Below are 25,737 nucleotides of genomic sequence, written 5' to 3' on the forward strand. Positions count from 1 at the left end.
CGAAGTTTGCGCGCCATGCCGCGCCGATGCCTAGGATGCGTGGAGGACAGTGTCCTCCACGCTCGAAAGGCAGGCCGCTTCGCATCATGAAACGTTCCCTCACCCGGCTTCCGGCAGCCCTCGCCCAGTTGAAATTCAAGTCATGGCCGAAACCGGGCAAGGGCCCGGCGAGCGGGGCGCTGAACCTGGAAGACCTGCGACGGCTTGCCAAGCGCCGCACTCCCACTGCGGCCTTCGACTATGCGGATGGCGGTTCCTACGCCGAAGAGGCCCTGGAACGGAACTACCGTGCGTACCGGAACACCGAGTTGCTCCCCGGGGTCCTGCGCGACGTCAGCGCGGTGGACCCCTCCGTGGCCGTGGCCGGTGGGCGATTCTCGTTGCCCGTGGGCATCGCCCCCACCGGACTGACGCGCCTGATGCATGCCGCCGGAGAACGCGCCGGGGCAGCGGCAGCGGCACGGCACAACATACCCTTCACCCTTTCCACCATGGGCACCGTGTCCATCGAGGAAACCGCCGCCGCGGCGCCACAGGGCACCCGCTGGTTCCAGCTGTACCTCGGCCAGGACCGTGCGGCGTCCCTGGCCATGATGCGCCGGGCCCGGGAAGCCGGCTACAGTGCCCTGCTCCTGACGGTGGACACCGCCGTGACGTCCGCCCGCTTTCGGGACCAGCGAAACGGCATGACGCTGCCGCCGACCCTCGGTGCGCGAACCATGCTCGATGCGCTCAGGCGCCCCGGCTGGTGCCTGGACTTCCTCACGACCGAACCGCTGGGCTTTGCAAACTTTCCGGACAACACGGGAAACGTCAGTGCCCGGTTCAACACGATGTTTGACGCATCCCTGAACTACACCGATCTCGGCTGGGTGCGGGAGGCGTGGCCGGGCACCTTGATCGTCAAGGGAGTGCAGGGCCCGGAGGACGCGGTGGCATGCTTCGGGCACGGCGTCGACGGCGTGGTGGTCTCCAACCATGGCGGACGCCAGCTGGACAGGGCGCCGGTGCCGGTGTTGCAGCTGCCTGCCATCCGTGCGGCCGTGGGACCGGACCGGCTCATCATCGCCGATTCGGGAATCATGAGCGGCGGCGACGTGGTGGCGACGCTGGCCGCAGGGGCGAACTTCACCCTCATCGGCAGGGCCTACCTCTACGGTTTGATGGCCGGGGGACAGGCAGGGGTTGAACGCGCCCTGGAGATCCTCGAACGGGAGATCCGGCAGACCATGGCCCTGCTGGGCGTGCGCACCCTGGCGGAACTAGGTCCGCAACATGTGCGCGTGGGCGTGGAGGAGGGGTAAATCCGCCGGCATAGCTGCACCCGACCGGCGCGTTGTCCCCGCAAACCGCTCTGGGAACACCGCGCCGGTCGCTTCCACGAAGGCCATGGCCACCTAAGCGGCTGCGACCCTCACCGGAATGGATTTCCAGCCGCGCAGCGTGGTGTGCATGAATTGCTCGGGCTCGGCCGTCAACTCGATGCTCTTCACCCGGCGCGCCAGTTCGGTGATGAGCACATCCATTTCGAGTCGCGACAGCGGCTGGCCCACGCACTGGTGGATGCCCATGCCGAATGCCAGGTGCCCGCCCGCTGCACGGGCGATATCGTACTCGTTCGCCGTCGGCCCCCAGCGCCGCTCGTCGCGGTTCGCTGCGCCAACGAATACCGCGACCTTGGTATCGGCCGGGATGGCCATGCCCCCGATTTCCGCGGCCTGGCTCGTCGTGCGGTAGAAGGACTGAAACGGCGACTCGTAGCGGAAGGCCTCGTCGATGGCGAACTTCACGAGCTTGGGATTCTCGTGGACCTTCGCGTATTGCCCGGGGTGGCGGACCAAGGCCAGCAACGTGGCTCCCAGCGAGAAGATCGTGGTGTCCAGGCCTGCCGATAACATGGCGCGCACCAGTAGCGGTGCCTGGTCCGTGGTGATCTCGCCGCGGTCTGCGTAGTCCCAGATCTGCGCACCCAGGCTGCCGGGGCGCAGCCGTTCACGGGCGGTATTGGCCATGGCCCAGTCGTTGGTGCCGGCCCCGGCGGAAAAATGCTCCCTGGCCAGGGGCGTGTCAGGTCCGAAGGTGGAGAAATTGGCAGCGCCCAGCGCCAGGAGGTTCTCGGCCCGGCCCTCGCGCGGAATACCGACGGCATCCCCAAACGCGCGCAGGGGGAAAACCTCCGACAGGTCCTTGACCAGGTCGAATTCCCCGCGCTCCAGCAGCTCGTCGACCAGCTCGGTGGCGTACTCCTCGAAACCCGCGCGCAGCGAACGGACCCCGCGGGGTGAGATGACTCCGGCTATGGCATGGCGCATCTGGGTGTGGATCGGGGGATCCGATTCCATGATGCCCTGAGCCCGCCAGCTGGGTTCGCGGTGAAGGTTCCGCGGCCCGGCGCCCGCGCCGGAGATGAAGGTCCGATAGTCCTCCAGGACTTCCTTGCACTCATCGAAGCGCGTCACGGCCAAGACATCGTGCTCCTTGAGCAGTACAACCGGGCCGGCGTCGCGCATGCGTTCAAAGAGCCCATAGGGATCGGCCAAATGCGCCGGGGAATAGGGGTCTTCCGTAAATATCGGCGCTGTGGCAGCGGCCAGGGTCGAGTCCATGGGTACCTCCCGAGATCGTGGTGACTGCCCTCAACCTAGCGCGCCGCGGTTCAGCGAGTAAGCGTGGTTCTCACTATGTGAGAGTCGGAATTGTCCTTCGCTCCCGCAGCGTGCAACATCGAATCAGTGCGCAAGAATATGTCGCGCATCACACCGCATCTTGGGTTGGAAGGGAGGCTTGGGACATGTCAACGTCTTTTGAACGGGGATTGAGAATCCTGACCGAGGTCATTGAACACGGAGACGCCTCGGTCGAGGCCGTGGCCAGGAAGCTCGGCATTCCCGCAAGCTCCGCGTACCGCTATTTCAAGGTGCTGCGCGAACAGGATTTTGTCTGCGAGGAAGACGGACGCTACCGGCCGGGCCCGGTGCTTCTTAGGTCCGCCGGCCGCCACCATGCCCAGTCCTACCTCGCCGAGGTGGGCAATGCGGTGCTTCGCGAAATCGTGGACCAGGTCGGGGAAACGGCCGTGATGATTGTGCGGATTGGTTCCCAGGCCATGTGCCTTCGGCGTGTGGAGCCGGAGAAGTCCCTGAAATACTCCTTCGCCGTCAACGAATTGCTGCCGCTGCATGCCGGGGCGGGGCAGCGGGTGCTGCTGGCCTGGGCACCCCCCGAAGTGGTTCACGAGGTGCTCACCGGATCCATGACCCGGTTTACCGCCAAGACCATGAACCGCGAGCAAGTCCTGGCGTCCATTCCACAGACCCGGTCCTCCGGATATGTGCTTTCCCGCGGCGAACTGGATCAGGGATCGCTGTCCATCGCCGTCCCGGTGACCAGCCAGGGAGAAGTCGTCTGCTCGATCAACGTCGCCGGTCCCGAGGGGACGTGCGGTTCTCGCTTCTGGATCTCCTCCACGCTGCGCGTCATGCAGGAATCGGCGAACAAACTTACCCAGGCATTGCAAGAGTGCACGCCGAACAAATCAACCAGGGAGACCCTTGATGACTACAGCAGTATTGGCTGAAACGGCACCGGTGACCATTGGCGTTCACCGTGCCACGCTCGACGACCTCATTCAGGTGGCCCGGCATCGACGCCCCGTAATCATCGATGATGCGGTCTTCGACGCCATGGCCCCCAGCCGGGAATGGCTGGACGGCATCGTCGATGCGATGGGACCGGGCAAGCAGACACCGCCGATCTACTCCATCAACACCGGGTTCGGGTCATTGGCCGGACGCAAGGCCTTCGCCGAGCCGGCCGACGCCGCCGAACTGTCCCGGCGCCTGGTGCTCTCAAACGCCGCGGGCGTGGGGCGTCACGTGGACGAGGAAGTCGTGCGGGCGACGATGTTCATCCGCATCGTCAGCCTGACCCAGGGCTACTCCGGGGTCCGCCCGGAAATCGTCACCACCCTGGCCCGGATGCTCAATGCGGGGGTCTGCCCGGCGATTCCGGAGTACGGCTCGCTCGGCGCCTCTGGCGACCTCATCCCGCTGGCGCACGTGGCCATCGTGATGTCCCGGTCGCATACCGGCGAGGACATGGAGCTGGATTCGGGGGAGGCCCTGCTGGACGGCAAGGTGGTCAGCGGCATCGCCGCGATGCGCCATGCCGGCATCGAGCGGCTCCCGCTGGGGGCCAAGGACGGACTCGCCCTGCTCAACGGCACCTCGTTCTCCTGCGCCCAGGCGGCACTGGCCCTCCACGACGCGCAGAACCTGCTGGAAACGGCGCAGATCACCGCGGCCATGACCATCGAGGCGCTCATGGGGTTCGGTGACGCCTTCATTGATGAGTTGCACCAGGCCCGCGGCCAGCGCGGACAAATCGAGGTCGCCGCGCGCATTCGCGAACTGCTGTCGGGGTCCACCCTCATTGACGGCAACGCGTCAACTGACCCGGTCCGCCAGCCGCCCCAGGATGCCTACTCGCTGCGCTGCATCCCGCAGGTCTTTGGCCCGATCAAGGACACCTTGGCCTTCGCGGCCGGGATCATCGACAACGAAATCAACGCGGCCACCGACAACCCGCTGATTTTCCCGTCGCTGCCCGACACCCGCAAACTCAAGGCCGTCTCGGGAGGGAACTTCCACGCCGAGTACGTGGCCTTCGCCGCCGACTTCATCTCCATCGTGGTCACCGAGATCGGCAACATCACCGAACGCCGGCTCTTCCGACTTGACGACGGAACGCTGAACCGGTGGCTGCCCGACATGCTCATCGACAGCGAACAAACGGGCATGGATTGCGGCTACATGCTGCCGCAATACCTGGCCGCGGCACTGGTGTCCGACTGCAAGACCCTGGCCCACCCCGACTCGGTCGATTCCATCCCCACTTGCGCCAACCAGGAAGACCACGTCTCAATGGCCAACAACGCCGGACGGCACGCCCGGCAGATCGTCGCCAACATCGAATCCGTGGTCGGCATCGAATTGCTCATGGCCGCCCAGGCGCTGGAACTGCGTGCCGCGCACCCCGACACCGGGGATGCCAGCCCGGGCGCGGCAAGCGCCGCCGCACTGGCCCTGGTGCGGGGCAGCAAGTCGGCCGACGGGCGGCCGATCGACCACATCCGCGCCGACGTGGTCATGTATCCACGCATCCGGAAGGCCCTGGACCTGGTGCACAGCGGATCGGTCGTTGAAACCGTGAACAAGGTTCTCGCCGGCTAGCCGAACAACCCAGCAACGCCCCCAGCGCACCGCCCAGGTCGGTGGCTCTACTGCCCATGCCCAAAAAGCCCGTGCCCGTCACGGAATCCGACGGATTCACCCACATGAAAGTCCCCATCCGCTCCAGCAGTTCAGAACGCATCAATCAGGAGGAACCCATCATGAAAAACTCCACGCGCACCATCCGTTCCGGCGCACTTGGTGCACTTGCCCTGGCCGGCATGCTCGCGCTCTCCGCCTGCGGCGGGACCGCGGAAGCCGAGAATCCGGCCGCAGCCAACGCAAGTGCGCCCCTGTTTAGCCAACTGCCGGAGAAGGTCCAAAAATCCGGGGCCATCAACGTGGCCAGCAACGTCGAGTACCCTCCATTCGAATCCTTTGACACGGACGGCACCACCGTCATCGGCATCGACAGGGAAATCGCCGACGAGCTGGAGAAGCAGTTGGGCGTCACCATGGACTTCGACAACATCGCCTTCGACGCGATCATCCCGGGCCTTGCCTCGGCACGATACGACATGGCCATGTCGGCGATGTCAGACACCGTCGAACGTCAGAAGCAGGTCAACTTCATCGACTACTTCTCCGCGGGAGGAGGCATCATGACCTCGGCCGCGAACGCCGAGAAGCTCAAGACGCTGGATGACCTGTGCGGCTCCCACGTGGGCATCGTGAAGGGCACCACCGAGGACGCCGACGCCGCCGAGGCCTCCAAGAAGTGTGAGGAAGCCGGCAAGCAGGCGGTCAAGGTCACGATCTTCGCCGGACAGAACCAGGCCGTGCTGGCCCTGCAGTCAAACCGCGTGGACGCCTTCCTGGTCGATTCGACCTCCGGGTCGGTCATTGCCGCCGAGTCCAAGGGCGCGCTGGCAATGGGCGAACGCTACCAGGACCTTGCCTTCGGCATAGTCTTCCCCAAGGACCAGGAACAGCTCATGAACACCATCCAAAAGGGACTCGAGGCCATCAAGGCCGACGGCAGCTACGACAAGATCCTGGCCAAGTACAACATGGCCGACCACACCATGGAGTCCTTCCCCGTCAACGGGGTCAAGCAATGACAACTCGGGCCCCGGAACCACAGGCGAACGGGCTGGTCATCGTGCCGGCCCGCTATCTGGGCCGCTGGATTGCCGCGGTGGCAGTCGTCGGCATCCTGCTGATGCTGATCTACTCGATGTTTGCCAACGAACGCTTCCACTGGGACGTGGTGGGCGAGTACCTCTTCGCCAAGCCGGTGCTGGCGGGCCTGGGCCGGACCCTGATGCTCACGGCGATCTCGATGCTCATCGGCATCGTGCTGGGGATCGTGGTGGCGGTGTGCAGGCTCTCTGCGAACCCGATCCTGTCCACCGCGGCCTGGGCGTACTCGTGGTTCTTCCGCGGGACGCCACTGATGGTGCAGCTGCTCTTCTGGTTCTTCCTGGCGGCACTGATCCCCAACATCGGGCTTGGAATCCCGTTCGGACCGGAGCTGCTGAGCATCGACACCAACTCGGTGATTTCCCCGTTCACCGCCGCGCTCTTGGGCCTGAGCCTCAATGAGGGCGCGTACATGGGAGAGATCGTGCGTTCGGGCATCCGGTCCATCGCCTCGGGCCAGACCGAGGCGGCGAAGGCGATCGGGATGTCCAGGATGCAGACCATGCGACGGGTGATCCTGCCGCAGGCCATGCGCGTGATCATCCCGCCGACCGGCAACGAGACCATCGGCATGCTCAAGTACACCTCCTTGGTCATCGTCATCGGGTACTCGGAGCTGTTGACCAGCGTTTCGATCATCTACTCGCGCAATTTCCAGACCATTCCGCTGCTCATCGTGGCGGCCATCTGGTACCTGGCGGTCACTGCGGTGCTTTCCGTGGGCCAGTACTTCGTCGAACGCCACTTTGAACGGGGCTTCTCGCCCATCAAGGGCAAGAAGCCCGCGGCGCCCGCGGCCTCGGCAGCCGGCCCCGGAGCGGGACCAATGGCAGCGCCAAGCATCGAGCCGGAATTGGAGCCAAGCAAATGAAAGAACCAGTCCTGCGCGCCCACAATGTGCGCAAGTCCTTCGGCCACCTGGAAATCCTCAAGGGCATCACCCTGGAGGTGCAGGCCGGACAGGTCGCGTGCCTGCTGGGGCCCTCCGGCTCGGGCAAGAGCACGTTCCTGCGGTGCATCAACCACCTGGAAAAAATCAGCGGCGGAGAAATGTGGGTCCACGGGGAGCGCATTGGATACCGCCGTTCGGGGAACAAGCTGCACGAGCTGAAGGAAAACGAAACGGCCAGGCAGCGTGCATCCGTCGGCATGGTCTTCCAGCAATTCAACCTGTTTCCGCACCGGACCGCCCTGGAAAACGTGATCGAGGGACCGACCATCGTGCAGCGCAAATCGCGCGCGAAGGCCTTGGCCGAGGGCATGGAACTGCTGGACCGGGTGGGATTGGCCGACAAGTACCAGCACTACCCCGCGCAGCTCTCCGGGGGGCAGCAGCAACGCGTGGCCATCGCCCGGGCCCTTGCCCTGAAGCCAAAGCTCATGCTCTTCGACGAGCCGACCTCCGCCCTCGACCCGGAGCTGGTGGGGGAGGTGCTGGAGGTCATGACATCCCTGGCGGCTTCGGGGATGACCATGATCGTGGTGACCCACGAAATGGGCTTCGCCAAGGAAGTCGGGGACGTCGTGCACTTCATGGCGGACGGGCAGCTGGTGGAGTCCGGCAGCCCCCGCCAGGTCCTGGAGGACCCCCGCGAACCCCGAACCCAGGCCTTCCTGTCCAAGGTCTTGGCCTAAGGGCGTCGATGGAATCCGCCGGGAGAAGGAAGGACCAGATGTCCCACGGGCAATCCGGCGCAGGCGAGGCGACTCCACGGCCGCGCAACCTGGTGGACCTGCTGCCGAACTATTCGCGCTCGCCGGCCGCGGGGAAGGTGCGGTGGGTGGCTTCCTCCAACGAATCCTGGATGTCGCCCTCGCCCGCTGCCCTCCAGGCCATGGCGGCCAGCGTGCAACGCTCCAACCGCTATCCGAGCCTGGCCGGGGACCGGCTGGTGGCCGCGCTGTCCGACACGCTTGGGCTGCCCGGCACCCAGGTTGCGGTGGGGGCAGGGTCCCTGGCCCTGCTGGGCCAGGTCCTTGCCGCGTTCGCCGGGCCGGGCGACGAGGTGCTGTACGCCTGGCGCAGCTATGAGGCATATCCGATCCTGGTCACGCTGGCAGGGGCCCGGGGCGTCCAGGTGCCGCTGGACGCGGCCCATCGCCACGACCCGGAGGCCATGCTCCGGGCCATCACCGAACGCACCGCGGTGGTGCTGCTGTGCAACCCCAACAACCCCACCGGAACGGTGCTGGGGATCGGCGAGGTCGATTCCTTCCTCGCGAGGGTTCCGGGCCGGGTGCTCGTGGTGCTCGACGAGGCCTACATCGAGTTCTCCGGATCCAGTGGGGACACCCTGACGCTGCTGCGGAAGCACCCGAACCTGGTCATCCTGCGGACCTTCTCCAAGGCCCATGCCCTGGCCGGGGCGCGGGCCGGATACCTGCTGGGAGAGGAGGGCATCGTCCGCGCCATTCGCAAGGTGGCCCCGCCCTTCGGGCTGAGCGCGGTGGCAGAGGCCGGCGCCGTGGCGGCACTCGCCGACACCGACTACCTGTTCGGCACCGTGGCCGCGGTGGCGGGCGAACGCGAATTCCTGCACCGGGAACTGGAGGCCCGCGGTTTTCGCGTCCCATGCAGCGGAGGCAACTTCCTCTGGATCCCGGAAGACGGCCGGCCGGCGGCGGTCATCGAACGCGCGTGCGCCGCGCACGGGGTTTCGGTCCGGGCCTTCGACGGCGCGGGTGTGAGAGTGACCATTGGCCCGCGTCTGGCCTCCCTCGCAGTCCTCGCCGCCTTGGACGAGCCGGCAGCGGCGCGGCCCCCTCAAACGCCGCAGACAGTACCCACCACCCACCCAATCCACAGCACTGGAGGTGCATCGTGATCAGCACAAGTGAAAAGCACGTCATCGAGGAACCGGTGGCGACCACCCAGACGAGCGAGGACGGGTTCTTCGTCGTGGACGTGGTGGACATCCGGCGGGAATCCGAGTCGGTGCTCTCCCTGGGCATTGCCCGCCCGGATGGTCTCGCCCTGCCGGACTGGGGTCCGGGATCGCACGTCGACGTCATGCTCCCCAACGGGCTGCTGCGCCAATACTCCCTGTGTTCCGCCCCCGGGGACCCGCGCTGGCGTTTGGGGGTGTTGCGGGAGCCCGCCGGCCGCGGCGGATCCGCCTACATCCACGACCAACTGAAGCCCGGCGAGCAGCTGCGCGTCAGGAGCCCGCGCAACAACTTCGTGCTCGGGCCCGCAGCCGAATACGTGTTCATCGCCGGCGGCATAGGCATCACGCCCATCCTGCCCATGCTGCGCGCGGCCGAGGCCTCCGGGGTACCGTGGCGCCTTGTCTATCTGGGGCGCAGCCGCAGCTCCATGGCCTTCACCGGCGAACTGGCGCAGTACGGCGAGAAGGTCCACGTGCACGCGGACGATGAGTCCGGGCTCTATCCCCTGGGTGGGCTGCTCGGCGACCCGGCGGCGGGATTCCACGCCTACGTGTGCGGCCCCGGCCCGCTACTGGACTACATCGCCACGCTCACCTCCGGTTGGCAGGACCCCGCACGGTTCCACTTCGAACGCTTTGTCGCCGACCCGACCGCGAGCGCGCCCGCCGCGGGAGACCATGAATTCACCGTGGAGACGACCGAGGGACTTGAAGTGCAGGTTCCGGTGGGCACCAGCATCCTCACCGCACTGGAAGAAGTCGGGGTGCGGGTGCTGAACTCCTGCCGGGAGGGCATCTGCGGGACCTGCGAGACCCCGGTTCTCTCGGGGGAGATCGACCACCGCGATTCGCTGCTCAGCGATCAGGAGCGGGAGGCCGGCGACACCATGATGATCTGCGTGTCGCGCTGCAAGGGCGGGCGCCTGGTGCTGGACATCTAGCACCCTGCCCCCCGGGCGTCAGGCGCGCAGGCGGAAGAACGAACTGCCGACCAGCTCGTGCGCCCCGGGCAGCAGGACCACCAGCAGCTCGGGGTTGAACTGGCCCTCGACGGGCCCGTGGCCCTCCAGGGCCGCCGAGAGCTTGTGCGGGGCCAGCGCCTCCAGCAACCACTCGTCGGGACCGGCACCCACGTGTAGCAGGTCGGTCTCGGCATCGAGGTTGAGCCAGGCGGTGATCCAGTCGCCGGCGAAGCGCGGCAGCGGGTTCGCTGTGGGGGATGAGGTCAGGGTGGGGCTGTACATGAAGTGCACACGTCCTTGGGGTTCGTTGTCCTTGCCCCTCCGCGCGGGATGCGCGACGGGGCCGCTTCGTCATCCGAACCACCCACCGTGCAACTATGGGGTTGGTATCTGGGAAAGGTCGGAGCCTTGCCTTGCGGCAGCCAGAATTCGTGAAGCTGTACCAACCCTACGGCGAAGCGGGGACACTTTGCCAGCGCGGGCGTGCGGGGAGCAACAAACGGTCATCTGTGACGGGGAGTGCCCCTGCCTTCCCGAAAGGGGTTCACTTCACCGTCGGCATCGGCTCCTGCTGGGTGATGCAGTGGATGCCGCCGCCGCGGGCGAAGAGCTCGCGGGCATCGACGCCCACCACCGTGCGCCCCGGGTAGGCGTCGGCAAGGACGGCAAGGGCCTTTTCGTCGTTGGGGTCGTTGAAGGTGCAGGCCACCACGCCGTCGTTGACGACCAGATGGTTGATGTAGCTGTAGTCCACGAACCCCTCGGCGTCGCGCAGCGTCGCCGGTGCCGGGACCTCGATGACGGTGAATTCGCGGCCCTGCGCATCGGTGGCGCCGTGGAAGGATGCGGCGATTTCCCGGCTGACCGCGTAGTCCGGGTGCTCGGGGTCCTCCTGCATGTGCACCAGCACGGTGCCCGGGGAGGGGAGCGTCGCGGCGATGTCCACGTGCCCGCGGGTGCCCAACTCCTCGCTGTCGCGGGTCAGCCCGCGCGGGAGCCAGTGCACCTTGGCCGCGCCCAGGGTGCGCGCGAACTCCGCTTCGACCTCGGCCTTGGTGATGCCGGGGTTGCGCCCGGGATCCAGCTGCACGGTCTCGGTGGCCAGCACCGTGCCCTGCCCGTCCGTGTGGATGCCGCCGCCCTCGTTGACCAGGGTCGAGGCGACGCGGGGCACGCCGGCCCACTCTGCCACCCGCTTGCCGATCAACGCGTCCTTGTCCCAGGCCGCCCAGTCCTGGGCGCCCCAGCCGTTGAACACCCAGTCGATGGCCGCGAGGCCGCCGTCCTCGTCCGTGACGAAGGTCGGTCCGATGTCGCGCATCCATGCGTCGTTGAGTTCGGCCGTGCGGATCTCGATGCGCTCATCGAGGTAGCGTGCGGCAATTTCCACGTCCGCGGGGTCCACCACCATGATGACCGGTGCGAACCCGGCCACCGCGTGGGCCACGTTGGCCCAGGTCGAGCGGGCCGCGTGCGCCTCGGCCTCGGTGTCGCCCAGCGTGTATCCCTCGTGGGGGAAGGCCATCCAGACGCGCTTCTGGGCCGAGGTCTCGGCGGGCATTGACCAGCTCATGATGCGTGCTCCTGCAGGGGTCGGTGGTGCGCGAGGCAACAGGGCCCGGCAAGGGGCACATGGGATCGGCGTCACACTAAATGAATGTCGTTCGTTTATTATGGCGGCTGCGCGAGGCATGCGCAAGGGGTGCCCCGTGAAACGCACCGGGCCCGCCGGCCGGCGATTCCGGCGGCGGGCCCGTGGCTGGGCTGGCGTCCTAGGCCATGGCGCCCTGGAGGTCCGCGGCGCGGACTGTGGGGAAGTCGATGTCGACCGCGGCGGCCTTGTTGTAGAAGTTGGTCAGCGTGTTCAGTGCGACGGCGGCGACGATCTCGCCGATTTCCTCGTCGGTGGCGCCGGCGGTGCGCACCGCGGTGAACTGCTCCTTGGTGACCGCGCCCCGGGTCTCGAGGATGGCGGCGGCGAACTTCAGCACTGCGTCGGTCTTGGGGTCCGCGGCCCGGGCACGGCGGGCGTCGAGGATCTCGTCCTTGCCCAGTCCGGCCTGGTGGGTGCCGGTGTAGGTGTGGACCGAGAGGCAGTAGTCGCAGGCGTTGGCCTGCGCGGTGGTCAGGGCGAGGCGTTCGCGCGTCACGGCGTCCAGGGCGCCGCCGGCCAGAGCGGCGGAGAGGCGGAGGTAGCCCTTGAGTGCGGCGGGGCTGTTGGCCATGGCCTTGGCCATGTTCGGGACGGCCCCCATGGCGCCCTGGACCTGCTTGAGCAGGGTCGCGGCGGTGCCCTCGGCGGTTTCCGGCTGGATGAATTCAATGCGTGACATGTTTGGCTCCTCGGTCGATTGTTCTTACGGTTTGGCTGGCGTCCAAACGTTAGAACGAGTAAAACACAATCTTCTCACGGTTGCAAATCACTGTTACCATAAGAATATGACGTTGATGTATGAAGGGGGCGCGCCCCTGCTGCGCGATGCGCTGGCGCTGGACCTGGCGAACACCCACTATGCGGTGCGCGGCAAGGCGGCCGAGGGCCTGCGGTCCGCGGCCGACCTCGACGCCTGGCTGCATGCACTGATGCCTGAACTGGCGGCGGGGGGCGGCGTCGGCGATCCCGGACAGCGGGACCTGGAGAGGTTCCTCGCACTGCGCTCCGCGGTGCGCGGGGTGTCCGCCACGCTGGTCTCCGGGGAACCCGTGTCGCCGGGCGACGCCGCCGCCGTCAATGCCGCAGCGCAGGCCGCCCCGTCCTGTCCGCAGCTGGAGCTGGGCCCCGACGGGACGCTCGCCGCGGGGGAGCTCACCGCCGCACCGGTGCTGGATGTGGCGCTGGCCGCGCTGGCGGCAGACGCCGTCGGGCTGTTCACCGGCGAACGGGCCGCGCGCCTGCGCGCCTGCCAGGCCCCGGGGTGCCCGCTCTTCTTCCTCAAGGACCACCCGCGGCGCGAATGGTGCTCCCCGGCCTGCGGCGCGCGCGTCCGCTCCTCGCGGGCCTACCGGAAGCGGACCGCCGCCTCCGCCTAGCGGGTCCGAAGCGATCCGCCGCCGGTTGCCGCGTCCGTGGCGCGGGGAGCCCCCGGGCATAGGCTGGAACCATTGCCGGCCCACCACCTTGCGGAGGAACCCCATGCGCGCCACCCTGATCCACGGACCGCGGGACATCCGCGTCGAGGACTGCCCAGAGCCCACCCTGCTCGCCGACACCGACGCCATCGTGCGCGTCACCGCCGCCTGCGTGTGCGGCTCGGACCTGTGGCCCTACCGCGGAGTCAGCCAAACGCCCAGGCCCCGGCGCATCGGCCACGAATTCATCGGCCGTATTGCCGCGGTCGGCGAAGGGGTTTCAACGCTGGCAGTGGGCGACTTCGTGGTGGCCCCGTGGGCCAACAGCTGCGGCACCTGCCCGCCGTGCCGCGACGGCGTCCAGGTCGCCTGCGAACACCGTGCCCACTGGGGCGGCGCCGACGAATTCGGCCTGCCCGTGGACGGCGGACAGGGCGAGGCGGTGCGGGTGCCCAACGCGGACGGCACGCTCGTCGCGGTGCCGGGGGTCACCGAGCCCGACGAGGCGCTGTCCAAGTCGCTGCTGGCGCTCTCCGACGTGATGGGCACCGGGCACCATGCCGCACTGGGGGCCCGTGTGGCTCCGGGCCGCAGCGTGGTGGTCGTCGGCGACGGGGCCGTGGGGCTCTGCGGGGTGCTCGCGGCCAGGCGGCTGGGTGCCACGCGCATCATCGCCATGTCCCGGCATGCGGACCGCGCGGCCCTGGCCAGGGAATTCGGGGCCACCGACGTGGTCGCCGAACGCGGTGCCGAGGCGGCGGCCAGGGTGCGCGAACTGCTCGGGGGAGTGCTGGCGGACTCGGTGCTCGAGTGCGTGGGCACCGCCGAATCCATGGACCAGGCGCTGCGCTGCACCCGGCCCGGTGGGGCGCTGGGCTTCGTGGGCGTCCCGCACGGGGACGACCCGCTGCCGATCTCCGTGCTTTTTTCCAAGAACATCTCGGTGGCCGGCGGGGCCGCCAGCACCCGGGCCTACCTGCCCGAACTGCTCACCGACGTGCTGGCCGGAAGCATCAACCCGGGCCTGGTCTTCGACGCTGTCATGGACCTCGAGCGGGCACCGGAGGCCTACGCGGCCATGGACGGGCGCCGCGCCATCAAGGTGATGCTCATTCCGTAACGTAACGGCCCGCAGCGGCCGTATATTTGTTTGTGAGCTGCGTGGCAAATATCATACTTATTGGTTCATTTGGCGATCGCTACGCGAGGTCAATACCTGCCGGCCCAAAACGCCGCGGGGGAACCCGATGATTTTCGGCCTTCTGGGCCGGTTGCACACCTCAAAGGAGCGGTATGTCTGTCACCAACCCCGCGTCGCGCCAGCTTGGCGACGATACGGTCGATCCGTACGCGTTGGATCCGGCCTCGATCCAGGATCCGCCCACCCGCTGGCGGGACCGGTTCAAGTTCCTGGGCCCCGGCATGATCACCTCGGCCGCCGTCGTCGGATCCGGCGAGCTGCTCACCGCCACGACGCTCGGTGCCAAGGCCGGCTTCATGCTGCTGTGGCTGGTGCTGGCCTCCACCTTCATCAAGGTCTGGGTGCAGATCGAATTGGGCCGCTGGTCCATCTCCACCGGCAAGGTCGCGGTGACCGGCTACGACGAGGTCCCGCCGCGGATCGGCAAGCGCGGCTGGATGGCCTGGCTCATCCTGTTGATGTTCGTGCAGTTCCTCACCAGCCAGGCCGGCGTCATCACCGCCTCGGCCTTCGCGTTCTCCTCGCTGCTGCCCATCGGGCCGGACCCGTACTCGTTCCTCTCCATCGGATCCTGGGTGGCCATCCTGGTGGTCATCGCCATCGCGATCCACCTGGGCAACAAGTACGTCGTGGTCGAGGGCATCTCCACGGTGCTGGTCTTCCTGGTGACGATCTTCGCCGTGGTGATGGTCTTCGCCATCCAGGGCACCGAGTTCAGCTGGAACGCCGGGGACTTGGCCGAGGGCATGCGCTTCCAGATTGCGCTGGGCTCCATGGGCGTGGCCCTGTCGATGTTCGGACTCACCGGTGTGGGCGCCGGCGAGATCACCGCCTACACCTACTGGTGCGTGGAAAAGGGCTACGCGGCCTGGACCGGACCGAACGACGGCTCCGAGGCCTGGGTCAAGCGCGCCCGCGGCTGGATCTCCGTGATGAAGCTCGACGCCTGGGTCTCCTGGGTCGTCTACACCGTGTCCACCGCCGCCCTGTACATGCTCGGCGCCGCGGTGCTGCACCCGCAGGGACTGGAGCCCAAGGGCGACGAAGTCATGACGACGATCTCGTCCATCTTCTCCACCACCGTCGGCCAATGGGGCGCCGTGGTGTTCCTGGTCGGCGCCGGCGTCGCCCTGTTCAAGACCATCATCGCCAACGTCCCCTCCCTGGGCCGCCAGGTCGGCAACACCTTGGCGGTGTTCGGTGCCTTCGACTGGAACAACCGCAAGCAGCGCGACCGCTGGATGCGCGTGATCATGATCGTGCTGCCCATCGTCTGGGGCTTGTTCGGCACCGTCGTCTCCTCCCCGCTGGCCCTGGTGGTCTTCGCAGGGATCCTCAACGCCATCTTCCTGATGGGTGTTGCCGCGGCAACCATCTACCTCTCGCACAAGCAGACCGACCCGCGCGTCAAGGACGGCAAGGCGTTCACCGCGATGCTCATCCTCTCCGCCGTGGCCGTCTTCTTCGTCGGCGTCATGGGTCTGGTCAACACGTTCTAGGGCGCCGCACGGCGCAGTATAAAGGAGTACCTTCGCATGCAGGCAGTAGTTGTGCACGGCAAGGACGACCTGCGGGTCGAGGACATCGCGGACCCCGTCTGCGGCGACAGCGAGGTCCTGGTGGCCATCCAATGGGGCGGGATCTGCGGTTCGGACATCGCCTACTGGAAGTCCGGGACCTCGGGCACCGCGGTGCTCAAGGCCCCGCTGGTGCTGGGCCACGAGGTCTCCGGAACGGTCGCCGAAATCGGTGCCGACGCCGCGGCAGCACTGGCCGAGCGCGGGATCCAGGTCGGCACCCCGGTGACGATCCACCCCGCGACCCTCGTCGGCGAGCACCAGGTGCCCGCCGAAACCGCCGGGCGCACCAACCTCTGGCCCGAGGTGCGCTACTTCGGCTCCGCGGCGTTCGAGCCCCACGAGCAGGGCGGCTTCAGCCGCTTCCGCGCGGTGCGACCGGACCAGCTGCGCGTGGTCCCCGCCGGGGTCTCGCTCAAGGAAGCCGCGCTGGCCGAGCCCTTCGCCGTGGCGCTGCATGCGGTGTCCCGGGCCGGGGACGTGGCAGGGAAGACCGTGCTGGTCAACGGCGCCGGCCCGATCGGCGCGCTGGCCGTTGCGGCGGCCAAGGCCGGCGGCGCCGCGCGCGTGATCGCCGCGGACCTCTCCGACGCGGCCCTGGACATCGCCGTGCGGATGGGCGCCGACGAGACCGTGAACCCGGCCGCCGGCGGCGTGCTGCCCCGTGACGTCGACGTGGCCATCGAGGCCTCCGGCGCCCCGCGGGCCCTGGGCGGCGTCATCGCCGCGGTGCGCCGCGGCGGGGTGCTGGTGCAGGTCGGGAACCTGCCCGCCGGGGAAATCTCCGCGGCGCTGGGCAACATCGTGACCCGCGAGATCGACTACCGCGGCTCCTACCGCTTCGTCGAGGAGATCACCGAGGCACTGGAACTCATGGCCGCCGGCGTCGACGTCTCCCCGCTGATGACCCACGAGGTCACGCTCACCGAGGCGGTGGAGGGGTTCGCGCTGGCCGCCGACCGCACCTCGGGCTCCTCGAAGGTCATGATCCGGCTGGACTAAGGCGGCCCCGGACCGCCGAAGATGCGGGTTTCGGCGGGGTTTTCCCGCGGCACCGGGTGCTCCGGGGCCGGCGCCCGCGTAACGTGTGGGGGAACTCTCTTTCCGGGCCGGGCGGCCCGGCACGGCGCGGATCGCGTAGCCGGAGGTGGGCCCGGAATTGCGTTTCCGGGCCACCGGGTCTTGCGATCGTGATCATTTTGTGACATTTGCCGAAGTGTATTAGCGTTGGATTGCGATGCCAGCTTTTACTGAAACACCTGTCCGAGGATCGTCCGCCGCAACAAGTGAACCAGTATTCGTCGACCCGTCGGGCCGACGACTCCAGCGTGTCAAGAAGATCGGCGCGGCGGCCATCGGTCTGATGTCGGTGTATGTGCTGCTGATCCTGTTCGCGTTCCTCGGCGGCTCCACGGTTGCTGCACCGGCCCTGCCCCCGAATCCCGGAGCCGCGGCCGCCGGTCCGGAGGCCGCGAGTTCTCCGCGCCCCACGCCGTCTCCGTCGAGCCACGAGGCGGCACCGGCCGCCGCCACCTCCGGAACAAACGGCTCCGGCCCGAGTGCGGAGGTTCGGAGCACTGGCGCCGCCCAGGGCTCCGCCGAGACCGAGACCGCCGCCGGCCCTGCGGAAACCCCGGGCGCCGAGGCGGGGACCAGCGCCGCGCCCACGAGCGCCGCTCCCGCCAGCGCGGAACCCGCCAGCGCGGAGCCCACGAGCGCGGAACCGAGCCCCGGCAGCGAGCCGACGGCCCCCGGAAAGAGCGCCACGGCACCGGGCCGAAGCACCACCGCCCCGGGCCATGACGCCACCGGCCCGGCCAAACCCACGCAGACGGCCCGCCCATGAGTTCGGCACGCAGGGCCGCGCGCACCGGTGGCATCGGGACGCACTGGGTGCTCATGGCGGCCATCCTGCTGACGCTGGGGCTGTCATTGGCCGTGCAGGGCTACATGAACCACCTCTCCGGCATCGGCGACGTCCCCGCACCGGCGAGCCGCGGGACCGGAAACGTCCCCGGGGCGGTCTCGGAAGGCGGCCCCATCGTGGACCCCCGCGGGGACGGCGTCCGCACGGCGACCCCGGCCGACCACTCGGTGGCCCTGACGTTCGACGACGGTCCGGACCCGGTGTGGACGCCGAAGATCCTCGACGTCCTGCGTGAACACGGCACCCATGCCACCTTCTTCGTCACCGGCACCGCGGCGATCAAGCACCCCGAGCTCATCCGGCGGATGGAGGCCGAGGGCCACGAGATCGGGATCCAGACACTCACGCACACCGACCTCGCCACCGCCCCCTCGTGGAGGCGCCAACTCGAGGTCCGGGGCGCCCAGAAGGTGGTTGCCGGGATCACGGGGCACTCGCCGTCCCTGCTGCGCCCGCCGCACCTCTCGGGCAACGCCGCCATCACCGACGCGCAATGGGCGGCCATGGACGCGGCCGCCGACGACGAGGGGGTCCTCACGGTCCTGAGCACCGTCAACAGCGGCGACAAGATCAGCCCGGGAGCGGACGTGATCACGGGCCTGATGATGCAACAGGGCAAGAGCGGGCAAGTCGTCCTGATGCACGACGGCGGGGGCAACAGGTCCCAGACCGTCGAGGCGCTGTCCTCGGCCCTTGGCAAGCAGGAGAAGTCCGGCCACCGCTTCACCACGGTCGGCGACTCGATCGGGGTGGACAGCACCCGGGAGGCTTCCGTTGTCGACACCCTCATCGGCAAGGCCTTCATCTGGGGGATCCGGTTCACCGATGCCGTCGTCGTGGCCATCTCCTGGGCGCTCGTGGCCGCCGGAGTGGTGACGCTCATGCGCGTCGTCCTGGTGATGATCGTGGCCGCCCGGCACCGCCGGGCCGAGCGGCGCAAGCGCGAGGCAGAGCGGGACCGCGGCTTCTTCGAGCACCCGATGCGCACCGAGGTTTTGGAGCCGGTCAGCGTGATCGTTCCGGCCTACAACGAAGCCGCCGGCATCGAGGCGGCCGTGCGCTCCATCGCAGCCTCGAGCCACCCGGTGCAGGTCATCGTCGTCGACGACGGGTCCACGGACGACACCGCCGACATCGTCGAGGCGCTCGGACTGCCGAACGTCGAACTCATCCGCAAGGAGAACGGCGGGAAGCCCTCGGCGCTGAACGCCGGCATCGCCGCGGCCAGGCACGACATCGTGGTGATGGTCGACGGCGACACCGTCTTCGAGCTCGACACCGTCCAGGTCCTCATCCAGCGTTTCGCCGATCCGCGGGTGGGCGCCATCTCCGGCAACACCAAGATCGCCAACCGCGGCGGCATCCTCGGCGCGTGGCAGCACATCGAATACGTCGTCGGGTTCAACCTGGACCGCCGGCTGTTCGACGTCGCCGAATGCATGCCCACGGTCCCCGGTGCGATCGGTGCGTTCCGCCGCGAGGCCCTGGCCGCGGTGGGCGGCGTCAGCGACGACACCCTGGCCGAGGACACCGACCTGACCATGGCCCTGTGCCGCGACGGCTGGCGGGTCGTGTACGAGGACGAGGCCCGCGCCTGGACCGAGGCGCCGGCAACCCTCGGCGCCCTGTGGAAGCAGCGCTACCGCTGGTGCTACGGCACGCTGCAGGCCATGTGGAAGCACCGCGGGGCCGTCGCCCAGGGCGGGGCCGCCGGCAAGCTGGGGCGCCGGGGGCTGGGCTACCTGATGCTCTTCCAGGTGCTGCTTCCGCTCTTCGCGCCCGTGGTCGACGTCTTCGCGATCTACGGACTGGTGTTCCTGGACCCGGTCCGCATTGCGGCGCTCTGGCTGGGCTTCCTGCTGATCCAGTTCATCATGGCCGCCTACGCGTTCAGGCTCGACCGCGAGCCGATCGGCCCCCTGTGGACCGTGCCGCTGCAGCAGTTCGTGTACCGGCAAATGATGTACCTGGTGGTGATCCAGTCGGTGGTCACCGCGCTGGCGGGCGTCCGCCTGCGCTGGCACCGGATGCAGCGCTACGGTTCCCTGCGCGTCCCGGCGGGCGCCGAGGGCCGGTCCTAGGGCCGGTCCCCGGACCCGTTCCTAGCGCAGCAGCTCGCGGATGTCGTCCGCGTTGAGCACCTTGCCGAAGCCCGCGCCCTCGTCCATCACCGAGGAGATCAGCTGGCGCTTGGAATCCTGCAGCGCCACCACCTTCTCCTCGATGGTGTTCTTGGCGACCATCCGGTAGACCATCACGTTGCGGGTCTGCCCGATGCGGTGCGCCCGGTCCACGGCCTGCGACTCCGCGGCCGGGTTCCACCACGGGTCCAGCAGGAAGCAGTAGTCGGCCTCGGTGAGGTTCAGCCCGAAGCCGCCGGCCTTCAGCGAGATCAGGAACACCGGGGCGGCGCCGGACTTGAAGGAGTCGATGACCTCGGAGCGCTTGCGCGTGGAGCCGTCCAGGTAGGCGTAGGGCACGCCCGCGGCATCCAGCCGGTCCGCGGCCTTCTTCAGGAAGGAGGTGAACTGGGAGAAGATCAGCGCGCGGTGGCCCTCGGCCAAAACGTCCTCGAGCTGCTCGAAGAGCACGTCCAGCTTGGCGCTGGGCACGTGCGCGTATTCCGGGTCCACCAGCGAGGCATCCAGCGAGAGCATGCGCAGCAGGGTGAGGGACTGGAAGATCGTGAACCGGTTCTTGTCCATGTCATCGACCAGGCGCAGCACCTTCTGGCGCTCGCGCTGCAGGTGCGTGTCGTAGACCCGGCGGTGCTCCTCGCCCAGCTGGACGTGCAGCACCTGTTCCTGCTTCGGCGGCAGGTCGGTGACCACCGCGTCCTTGGTGCGGCGCAGCATGAACGGGCGGATCCGCCGGCGCAGCCGCACCAGCGGCTCGGGCAGGCCCTGGCGTTCGATGGGGCGCTGGTAGTTCTCCGCGAAGCGCACCGCGGAGGGGAAGAGCCCGGGGGAGACGATCGCGAAGATCGACCAGAGTTCCATGAGGTTGTTTTCCATGGGCGTGCCGGTGATCGCCAGCTTGAAGCGGGCCGGCATGTCCCGGGCCACGTGGTGCGCCTTGGTGGCCTTGTTCTTCACGAACTGGGCCTCGTCCAGGATCAGCCCGGCCCAGGGGATGTCCGCGTACGCATCGTCGTCCAGGCGCAGCAGCGTGTAGGAGGTGACCACCACGTCGTAGTCCTTGGCCAGGGCCGCCAGCGAGGCCGGGGCGCGCGACTCGGTGTCGGTGATCGCCACAACCCGCAGGGAGGGGGCGAAGCGCGCGGCCTCGTCCTTCCAGTTGGAGACCACCGAGGTGGGGGCGACCACCAGGAAGGGGGCGCGCACGCCGGCCTGGGCGCTGATGCCCTCGAAGGCTTCGGGGTTCTCCCACACCTGGTGCGCGTGCAGGATCAGCGCCAGGGTCTGCAGGGTCTTGCCCAGGCCCATGTCATCGGCCAGCACCCCGCCCAGTCCGTTGCGCCAGAGCGTGGCCAGCCAGCCGAAGCCCTCCACCTGGTAGGGGCGCAGCGTCGCATTCAGCGTGCCGGGCAGGTCGGCGACCTCGGTGGTCTTCAGGTTCACCAGAGAGTTCAGCGCGCCCACCCACGCGTCCGGCCCCTCGATGCGGGAAGCCAGGTCCTCGAGTTCCTCCCACATGGAGAACTGGTAGGGGGTCAGCGAGATGTCCGCTTCCTTGTCCTTCATGTCCCGCAGCCCGCCGGCTTCGGAGACCAGGGCGCGCAGCTTGTCGAAGAGCGGGTCGGTGAGGGAGAAGTAGCTGCGGTCCGGCATCAGCAGCTTGGTCTGTCCCTGGATCAGGGCGCGCAGGATGTCGGCGAAGGGGATCTGCCGCTCGCCGATGGAGATCAGCAGGCCCAGGTCGAACCAGTCGCGGCGGTCCGATTCCACGGTGGTGATGACCAGCTCGGGGGCCTCGGTGAGTTCGTGGAACTCCGGGCGGGTCCCGGACTCGGAGAGCACCAGGTCCTTGACCTCGGCGAGTTCCGGCAGCACGCGGCGCACGAAGTCGATGACGTCCAGGCCCTGGAAGTGCCGGGGACCGAGCACCGAGGACTCGAAGGCCGGGTGCCGGTTCAGGATCGCCAGCACGGCGGATTCCAGTGCGGACTCCGCCGGGGTGTCGCGGTCCGCGGCATCGACGACCATGCCGTTGTAGTCGAAGACCCAGTCCACGTCGACGGTTTCCCGCGAGCCGTAGCGGATCTTGGCCACCAGCTTGGGCGGCAGCACCGCGGGCAGCTCGACGGAGGCGTCGGGGCTGGTGACCTTCAGCTTGCGCGCCAGGCGCGGGTAGACGCGGGAGAAGAACTCCTCGGTTTCCGCCTCCGGCACGTTCAGGGCCTCGGGGTGGTGCAGCAGGGCAAGCTCGCTGTGGCTCAGCCCGCCGGGGACCTGGCCCAGGAGGATCTCGGTGTGGTCCTCGGTGGCCACGTACACGCCGTGGTTGCCGATGGAGCCGGCGGCGGTGTGCGCATCGAGGATGAAGTTGTGTCCGCCCAGGGACACCGCGGGGGCCAGGGCCAGGCCGTCCGCCGCCGCCTGCGTTCCCAGTGCCACCTGCGCGGGGGAGGCCAGCAGGATCCTGGTGTTGGTGCGCATGCCGACCAGCGCCACGCCCAGGGTCCTGGCCTCGGCCAGCAGTTCCCAGAGCAGGGCGGAGGAGTACTCGTCGAGGTAGAGCCAGTCGTTGTCCTCGCCGAAGTAGAGTTCCCCCTTGGCGCGGTGCAGCGGCACGAACTGGCAGAACCAGCGGTGCTGTTCGACATCCAGGTTCAACCCGAAGGTCTTGAAGCTGATGGTGTTCCAGCGCAGGTTCGACCGCGCCCAGCGGTCGTCCCCGGAACGCACCACGGGGCGCACGCCCAGGCGCCAGCGCCGGGAGGCGGCCTTCAGCTGCCCCACCCCGGAGCCGGGAGCCCACTGCTGGTGGGCCGAAAGCGTGGTGTCCTGCAGCTCGAACTGCAGGCCCATCTGCAGCACCGGGTGCTTGGAATTCGGTCCGCCCAGGGACTTGGCCGTCGCCGGGGCCGGGGCCAGCAGCTGCTGCAGGGACTGCTGCCAGGCCGGGACCGCGACCGCGGTGTTGCGGTACACCACGTCCTTGGCGCGCAGGTGCATCGAGTTGGAGTAGATGAGCACCGCCGCCACGTGTCGGCACTTGGGTGCTTCCCCGCAGGGGCAGGTGGCGTCGTCGATGACGCGCTCGCCCTTTTTCATCGCCAGCGCGATGCGCGCGGCGCGTGCGGGCTCCCCGTCCTCGGAGACCGTTCCGGCCAGGACCTGCGCATCCGGATCCCACAGGAACTCGCTCAGCGCGGCGTCGGTGGCCAGCACCTTGCCGCGGGTGAAGGAGACACCGCCGACGACACGCAGGACTTCACGCGCGTCGACCATGGGAAAAGCAGATTCGGTCATCCTGCCATCGTTTCACGTTCGGCACCCCAGCACGAACCCGGACGGGTCCAAATGCAACATGATTGCGCGCCCGGGACCCAAAAGTCGCCTAGTCTAAGTTGTCATGAACAGCACTCCGGCCCTGCACCCGCTCCCGCGCGTCATCGAGATTGCGTCGCTGGCCGATTTCGACCGGCACGCGGCCACCGCGCTTGCCCTCACCGACAAGCGCCTGTCCGCCTCGATGCACGGCTGGCACGTGCAGTCGGTGGACCTGCGTGCACGCGGCGCGGTGCTGGAGAAGCTGCGTTCGGCCGGTTCGGTGTTCATGGGCTGCGAGATCGAGGGCAAGATCGAGCGGCGCCTGCGCGGGGGCGGGGCCTTGGTGTTCCCCGAGATCCCCGGGCTGCCCTTCGACCCCTACCGCGGGGAGCTGTACTCCGGGGGAGAGCTCTATGCAGGCCTGGAGGCCGGGCACTACGAGTCGGTGCCCGACGCGCGGATCTATGCCTGGCTCTCCCACCGCTACGGGGCCGGGGCCCACGACGCGCTGAACGCCGCGCTGTCCTCCACGCTGCACGACCACTCCATCGGTTCGCGGCTGGAATCCCAGATCCGCGACGGCGCGCTGGCCCACGCCCCGCTGGTCGGGGTCATGGGCGGGCACGCCCAGCAGCGCGGCAGCGCCGGATACGCGACGGCGGCTCGGCTCGGCCACGCGCTCTCCGGTGCGGGGTTCATCGTGGCCACCGGCGGCGGGCCCGGGGCCATGGAGGCCGCGAACCTGGGTGCCTACCTGGGCGCGGGAAGCGCCGAGAACCTGGCCGAGGCGCTGGAGATGCTGGCGGCGGAGCCCGGCTTCGCCCCGTCGGTGACCCGCTGGGCGCGTGCCGCCGCACTGGTGCGCAAGCGCTGGCCCTCGGGCTTGGCGAACCTGGGGATCCCCACCTGGTTCTACGGGCACGAGCCACCGAACATGTTCGCCACCCACATCGCCAAGTACTTTGCCAATGCCACCCGCGAGGCGGTGCTGCTGGAAAAGTGCTCCGGGGGCATCGTGTTCCTGCCCGGCGCCGCCGGGACGGTGCAGGAAATCTTCCAGGACGCCTGCGAGAACTTCTACGGGGCCGAAGGCAGCATCAGCCCGATGGTGCTGGTGGGCGTCGAACACTGGACCCGGACGCTGCCGGCCTACCCGCTGCTGGCAGAACTGTCCCGGGGCCGGGCGATGGAGGAGAAGGTCTTCCTGGTCGATGACCCGGCCGAGGCCGTGAGCATCCTGGTGGAGCTCAACGACGGCTCGATCTCCGGTGTGCGGGGGCTGGCGTGAGTCCCGCGGCGCCCGCCATTGGCATCGACATCGGAGGCACCAAGATTGCCGCCGGGCTGGTCGATGGCCAGGGCCGGGTTTCCCTGCATGCCCGGCACGCCACGGTCGGACACGACCCGGCCGGGGTCCTGGACAACGTGGCTTCACTGGTAGCCGAGCTTGGCGCCGCGTATCCGGAGGCAGCGGTCGGCGTCGGCGCTGCCGGTTGGATTGACCAGGCCGGAGGAACGGTGCTTTTCTCACCGCACCTGGCCTGGCGCAACGAGCCGCTGCGCGAGAAGCTCGAGGCGGCCACCGGCAGGCAGGTGCTGCTGTGCAACGATGCGGATGCCGCCGGCTGGGCCGAATACCGCTTCGGTGCCGCCCGCGGGCAAGACCACGTGGTTTGCCTGACCCTCGGCACGGGGATCGGCGGATCGATCGTCATCGACGGAAAGCTGCAGCGCGGACGGTTCGGGGTCGCGGCCGAGTTCGGGCACCAGACGATCGTGCCCGGCGGACAGCGTTGCGCCTGCGGGAACCGCGGATGCTGGGAGCAATACGCGTCGGGCAATGCGCTGGCCCGCGAGGGGCGCAGTCTCATGGCGGTCCATTCGCCGGTAGCCCATGCCCTGCGCGAAGCCGCAGGGAACGATCCCCGCCTGGTGACAGGGGAACTTGTCACGTCGCTCGCCGCGGCCGGGGATCCGGCATGCCGCGAATTGCTCATCGAGGCCGGCCAATGGCTGGGCCGGGGGATAGCGAACCTGGCCGCCGTGTTGGATCCGGGGATGTTCGTCATTGGTGGTGGGCTGGGCGCCGCGGTTCCGTTGCTGGTGGAAACCGCCGAGGCCACGTACCAGGAAAACCTGAGTGGGCGCGGATACCGGCCCTTTGCGGAAGTCACTCGTGCCGAGCTGGGCGCCGATGCGGGTTTGGTGGGTGCTGCCGACCTGGCCCGCAGGGCGCTCGCCGGCTGATTCATGGCCTCCTGCGGCCCTGGGCTCATGGGTGTG

The 25,737-nt window shown here is 68.4% G+C and carries 21 protein-coding genes and 1 riboswitch; of the genes, 16 read left to right on the forward strand and 5 right to left on the reverse strand.

What is annotated here, in order from left to right:
• The first annotated feature begins 86 nt into the window (after positions 1-86).
• Positions 87-1,304 (forward strand): alpha-hydroxy-acid oxidizing protein, encoded by a 1,218-nt coding sequence (locus tag ACIPVK_RS06820; protein ID WP_407611205.1) that lies wholly within the window; start codon positions 87-89, stop codon positions 1,302-1,304.
• Between the two features lie 93 nt (positions 1,305-1,397).
• Here the strand turns inward: ACIPVK_RS06820 and ACIPVK_RS06825 are convergent, their stop codons facing one another.
• Positions 1,398-2,606: a cytochrome P450 gene (locus ACIPVK_RS06825; protein WP_407611206.1), complete on the reverse strand. Its 1,209-nt coding sequence runs from the start codon at positions 2,604-2,606 to the stop codon at positions 1,398-1,400.
• A 185-nt stretch (positions 2,607-2,791) separates the two neighbouring features.
• On the opposite strand from ACIPVK_RS06825, the gene ACIPVK_RS06830 reads away from it, so the two are divergent.
• The 7 genes from ACIPVK_RS06830 (at position 2,792) to ACIPVK_RS06860 (ending at position 10,203) form a co-directional block, all read left to right on the forward strand.
• The gene (locus tag ACIPVK_RS06830; RefSeq protein ID WP_407611207.1) at positions 2,792-3,577 is read left to right on the forward strand and encodes an IclR family transcriptional regulator; all 786 of its coding nucleotides are present in this window, start codon (positions 2,792-2,794) and stop codon (positions 3,575-3,577) included.
• On the forward strand, positions 3,555-5,231 hold the full coding sequence (gene hutH, locus ACIPVK_RS06835; RefSeq protein ID WP_407611208.1) for a histidine ammonia-lyase: 1,677 nt from the start codon (positions 3,555-3,557) through the stop codon (positions 5,229-5,231). The genes ACIPVK_RS06830 and hutH overlap by 23 nt, the downstream gene beginning before the upstream one ends.
• 161 nt (positions 5,232-5,392) lie before the next feature.
• Complete coding sequence (locus tag ACIPVK_RS06840) at positions 5,393-6,292, forward strand: ABC transporter substrate-binding protein (RefSeq protein WP_407611209.1); 900 nt, start codon at positions 5,393-5,395, stop codon at positions 6,290-6,292.
• Positions 6,289-7,245 carry an amino acid ABC transporter permease gene (locus tag ACIPVK_RS06845; RefSeq protein ID WP_407611210.1) on the forward strand — a complete coding sequence of 319 codons (957 nt, stop codon included), beginning with the start codon at positions 6,289-6,291 and terminating at the stop codon, positions 7,243-7,245. Before ACIPVK_RS06840 ends, ACIPVK_RS06845 begins: the two co-directional genes overlap by 4 nt.
• Positions 7,242-8,009 (forward strand): amino acid ABC transporter ATP-binding protein, encoded by a 768-nt coding sequence (locus ACIPVK_RS06850; RefSeq protein WP_407611211.1) that lies wholly within the window; start codon positions 7,242-7,244, stop codon positions 8,007-8,009. The genes ACIPVK_RS06845 and ACIPVK_RS06850 overlap by 4 nt, the downstream gene beginning before the upstream one ends.
• Positions 8,010-8,047: 38 nt before the next feature.
• The gene (locus ACIPVK_RS06855) at positions 8,048-9,199 is read left to right on the forward strand and encodes an aminotransferase class I/II-fold pyridoxal phosphate-dependent enzyme (protein ID WP_407611212.1); all 1,152 of its coding nucleotides are present in this window, start codon (positions 8,048-8,050) and stop codon (positions 9,197-9,199) included.
• Positions 9,196-10,203, forward strand: a complete 1,008-nt coding sequence (locus ACIPVK_RS06860) for a PDR/VanB family oxidoreductase (protein ID WP_407611213.1) — start codon at positions 9,196-9,198, stop codon at positions 10,201-10,203. The genes ACIPVK_RS06855 and ACIPVK_RS06860 overlap by 4 nt, the downstream gene beginning before the upstream one ends.
• Positions 10,204-10,221: 18 nt before the next feature.
• Here ACIPVK_RS06860 and ACIPVK_RS06865 read toward each other — a convergent pair whose 3' ends face one another.
• The 3 genes from ACIPVK_RS06865 to ACIPVK_RS06875 all read right to left on the reverse strand — a co-directional run bounded on the left by ACIPVK_RS06865 (position 10,222) and on the right by ACIPVK_RS06875 (position 12,557).
• The gene (locus ACIPVK_RS06865) at positions 10,222-10,506 is read right to left on the reverse strand and encodes a hypothetical protein (RefSeq protein ID WP_407611214.1); all 285 of its coding nucleotides are present in this window, start codon (positions 10,504-10,506) and stop codon (positions 10,222-10,224) included.
• A 22-nt stretch (positions 10,507-10,528) separates the two neighbouring features.
• A riboswitch (SAM riboswitch) is annotated at positions 10,529-10,661 on the reverse strand.
• A 107-nt stretch (positions 10,662-10,768) separates the two neighbouring features.
• Positions 10,769-11,797: an agmatine/peptidylarginine deiminase gene (locus ACIPVK_RS06870; protein ID WP_407611215.1), complete on the reverse strand. Its 1,029-nt coding sequence runs from the start codon at positions 11,795-11,797 to the stop codon at positions 10,769-10,771.
• Between the two features lie 199 nt (positions 11,798-11,996).
• Positions 11,997-12,557, reverse strand: a complete 561-nt coding sequence (locus tag ACIPVK_RS06875; RefSeq protein ID WP_407611216.1) for a carboxymuconolactone decarboxylase family protein — start codon at positions 12,555-12,557, stop codon at positions 11,997-11,999.
• Positions 12,558-12,672: 115 nt separating this feature from the next.
• On the opposite strand from ACIPVK_RS06875, the gene ACIPVK_RS06880 reads away from it, so the two are divergent.
• The 6 genes from ACIPVK_RS06880 to ACIPVK_RS06905 all read left to right on the forward strand — a co-directional run bounded on the left by ACIPVK_RS06880 (position 12,673) and on the right by ACIPVK_RS06905 (position 20,079).
• Entirely contained in the window at positions 12,673-13,254 is a 582-nt protein-coding gene (locus ACIPVK_RS06880; RefSeq protein WP_407611217.1) for a CGNR zinc finger domain-containing protein, read from the forward strand.
• 103 nt (positions 13,255-13,357) lie between these two features.
• On the forward strand, positions 13,358-14,413 hold the full coding sequence (locus tag ACIPVK_RS06885; protein ID WP_407611218.1) for a zinc-dependent alcohol dehydrogenase family protein: 1,056 nt from the start codon (positions 13,358-13,360) through the stop codon (positions 14,411-14,413).
• Positions 14,414-14,586: 173 nt separating this feature from the next.
• Positions 14,587-15,993: an Nramp family divalent metal transporter gene (locus ACIPVK_RS06890; RefSeq protein WP_407611219.1), complete on the forward strand. Its 1,407-nt coding sequence runs from the start codon at positions 14,587-14,589 to the stop codon at positions 15,991-15,993.
• A 36-nt stretch (positions 15,994-16,029) separates the two neighbouring features.
• Entirely contained in the window at positions 16,030-17,073 is a 1,044-nt protein-coding gene (locus ACIPVK_RS06895) for an L-idonate 5-dehydrogenase (RefSeq protein WP_407611220.1), read from the forward strand.
• Between the two features lie 235 nt (positions 17,074-17,308).
• Positions 17,309-17,917 (forward strand): hypothetical protein, encoded by a 609-nt coding sequence (locus ACIPVK_RS06900; protein ID WP_407611221.1) that lies wholly within the window; start codon positions 17,309-17,311, stop codon positions 17,915-17,917.
• Positions 17,914-20,079: a bifunctional polysaccharide deacetylase/glycosyltransferase family 2 protein gene (locus ACIPVK_RS06905; RefSeq protein WP_407611222.1), complete on the forward strand. Its 2,166-nt coding sequence runs from the start codon at positions 17,914-17,916 to the stop codon at positions 20,077-20,079. Before ACIPVK_RS06900 ends, ACIPVK_RS06905 begins: the two co-directional genes overlap by 4 nt.
• A 21-nt stretch (positions 20,080-20,100) precedes the next feature.
• Here ACIPVK_RS06905 and ACIPVK_RS06910 read toward each other — a convergent pair whose 3' ends face one another.
• A complete protein-coding gene (locus tag ACIPVK_RS06910; RefSeq protein WP_407611223.1) occupies positions 20,101-23,433 on the reverse strand; it encodes a DEAD/DEAH box helicase in 3,333 nt (1,110 codons plus the stop codon).
• Positions 23,434-23,536: 103 nt separating this feature from the next.
• On the opposite strand from ACIPVK_RS06910, the gene ACIPVK_RS06915 reads away from it, so the two are divergent.
• Both ACIPVK_RS06915 and ACIPVK_RS06920 read left to right on the forward strand, forming a co-directional pair.
• Positions 23,537-24,742 carry an LOG family protein gene (locus ACIPVK_RS06915; RefSeq protein WP_407611224.1) on the forward strand — a complete coding sequence of 402 codons (1,206 nt, stop codon included), beginning with the start codon at positions 23,537-23,539 and terminating at the stop codon, positions 24,740-24,742.
• Positions 24,739-25,701, forward strand: a complete 963-nt coding sequence (locus ACIPVK_RS06920; protein ID WP_407611225.1) for an ROK family protein — start codon at positions 24,739-24,741, stop codon at positions 25,699-25,701. The genes ACIPVK_RS06915 and ACIPVK_RS06920 overlap by 4 nt, the downstream gene beginning before the upstream one ends.
• The last annotated feature ends 36 nt before the right edge of the window (positions 25,702-25,737 follow it).

Origin of the sequence: Paeniglutamicibacter sp. MACA_103 (assembly GCF_045798555.1) — a bacterium.
Taxonomy (GTDB): domain Bacteria; phylum Actinomycetota; class Actinomycetes; order Actinomycetales; family Micrococcaceae; genus Paeniglutamicibacter.